3 protein-coding genes are annotated in these 2,172 nt (G+C 65.4%); all 3 read left to right on the forward strand.

Annotated elements, in window-relative coordinates:
* Window positions 1-491 (forward strand): thiamine pyrophosphate-dependent enzyme (locus VGD10_RS12540; protein WP_331041156.1); only part of this gene is annotated, 491 nt, incomplete at its 5' end.
* 20 nt (window positions 492-511) lie between these two features.
* Window positions 512-1,516, forward strand: coding sequence for an alpha-ketoacid dehydrogenase subunit beta (locus tag VGD10_RS12545; protein ID WP_331041158.1), 1,005 nt, complete (start codon window positions 512-514; stop codon window positions 1,514-1,516).
* A 6-nt stretch (window positions 1,517-1,522) separates the two neighbouring features.
* Window positions 1,523-2,172: biotin/lipoyl-containing protein (locus VGD10_RS12550; RefSeq protein WP_331041157.1), on the forward strand; the 650-nt coding region annotated here is incomplete at its 3' end.

A 2,172-nucleotide genomic window follows, 5' to 3' on the forward strand; every position in this document is an offset into this window, starting at 1 on the left:
GGGCGGAGCTAACCACCTTCGCCGCGCGCGGCATCGGCTACGGCATCCCGGCGCTTCGGGTCGACGGCAACGATCCGCTCGCCGTTTATGCCGCGACCGCCTGGGCCGCGGACCGGGCGCGGTCGAACCTCGGGCCGACGATTATCGAGCTGTTCACCTACCGCGTCGAGGGCCATTCGACCTCCGACGATCCCTCCGCCTACAGGCCGCAGGGCGCGGGCGCGAAATGGCCACTCGGCGATCCGCTCCAGCGCCTCAAGGTGCACCTGATCGGCCTCGGCGAATGGGACGAGGAGCGGCACGAAAAGCTGACCGAGGAACTGGGCGAGGAAGTCCGCAAGGCGCAGCAGGAATCGCAGAAGCTCGGCACATTGCCGGATGCGCCGCTGCAGGACATCACGACCATGTTCGACGATGTGTACGAGGAATTGCCCTGGCACCTCCAGGAACAGCGCGAACAGGCGCTCGCCGAGAAGGAGGCGAAGCGCTGATGTCGTCCGCAGTGAAAGCCATGAACATGATCGAGGCGCTGAACAGCGCCCATGACGTGATGATGGAGCGCGACCCGAACGTCGTCGTGCTGGGTGAGGATGTCGGCTATTTCGGCGGCGTCTTCCGCGTAACGGCCGGCCTTCAGAAGAAGTACGGCAAGCAGCGCGCGTTCGACACGCCGATCGCCGAAGGCGGCATCATGGGCGTTGCGATCGGCATGGCGACCTATGGCCTCCGTCCCGTCGCCGAGATCCAGTTCGCCGATTACATCTATCCGGGCTTCGACCAGATCGTGTCGGAAGCGGCCAAGATCCGCTACCGCACCGCAGGCGAATGGACCGTGCCGATGGTGATCCGCTCGCCCTACGGTGGCGGCATTTTCGGGGGGCAAACGCATAGTCAGTCGCCGGAAGCCCTGTTCGCCCATGTCGCGGGCCTAAAGACGGTCATTCCGTCCAATCCCTATGACGCCAAGGGCCTGCTCATCGCCGCGATTGAAAGCAACGATCCGGTCCTCTTCTTCGAACCGAAGCGCATCTATAACGGCCCGTTCGATGGCTTCTACGAACGGCCGGTGACGCCTTGGGCCAAGCATCCGGCGGCGCAGGTGCCCGAAGGCCATTACACCGTGCCCATCGGCAAGGCTGCCGTCGTCCGCGAAGGCGATGACGTGACTATCCTCGCCTACGGCACGATGGTGCACGTCGCGCTCGCCACTGCTGAGGCGGAGGGCATCGATGCGGAAGTGATCGACCTTCGCACCATCGTGCCCGTCGACATCGAAACCATAGAGGCGTCGGTAAAGAAGACCGGCCGCTGCGTCGTCCTGCACGAAGCCACCCGCACCGCGGGCTTTGGCGCGGAGCTTTCTGCGCTGGTGCAGGAACGCTGCTTCTATCATCTGGAAGCGCCGGTGCAGCGCGTCACCGGCTACGACACGCCTTACCCGCACTCGCTCGAATGGACCTATTTCCCCGGGCCGACGCGGCTCGGACTTGCGCTCAAAAAAGCTTTGGAGGACTGACCGGCCATGGCGCTGTATCAATTCAAGCTGCCCGATATCGGCGAAGGCATCGCCGAGGCCGAGATCGTCGCCTGGCACGTGAAGGTCGGCGACACGGTCAAGGAAGACCAGCAGCTCGCCGACATGATGACCGACAAGGCGACGGTTGAGATGGAATCGCCGGTCGCCGGCAAGGTCGTGCGGATCGCCGGCGAAGTGGGCGACCAGATCGCCATCGGCTCCGTGCTCGTCGAGTTCGAAGTAGAGGGTGATGCGCCTGCCGAGCAGGCTTCCGATCCGGCCCAGGCGGAGCGCAACGATAGCGTCGCGCTTGGTGACGGCTTAGTCGAGCCGACGCCAGCGCAGGAAGAGGCCGTCCCGAGCCTTGAAGAAAAGCGCGAAGGCGAACGCCGCCAGGCGCCCCGTCGCAGCGAAGAACGCGAAGGCATCGAGCACCGCACCGGCGAGGACCGCCGCGCCGAGGCCGCTGCGCCGATTGCCGCGCCCGCTCCGGAAGCAAGGCAGAGTGCGCAGGTGCTTGCCTCACCCGCTGTACGCCAGCGCGCGCGTGATCTCGGCATCCATCTTGCGCAGGTGAAGACCAGCGGCGACCGCATCCGCCATTCAGACCTCGACGCCTACCTCCTCTATAATGGCGGCGGCGCCCCCTCCCGGCC

The organism is Allosphingosinicella sp. (genome assembly GCF_036402135.1).
In the GTDB taxonomy this organism is placed as follows: domain Bacteria; phylum Pseudomonadota; class Alphaproteobacteria; order Sphingomonadales; family Sphingomonadaceae; genus Allosphingosinicella.

What these genes read in the sequence shown, in the direction of transcription:
- VGD10_RS12545 (WP_331041158.1), top strand. Translation starts at nt 512, where the DNA reads ATGAACATGATCGAGGCGCTGAACAGCGCCCATGACGTGATGATGGAG.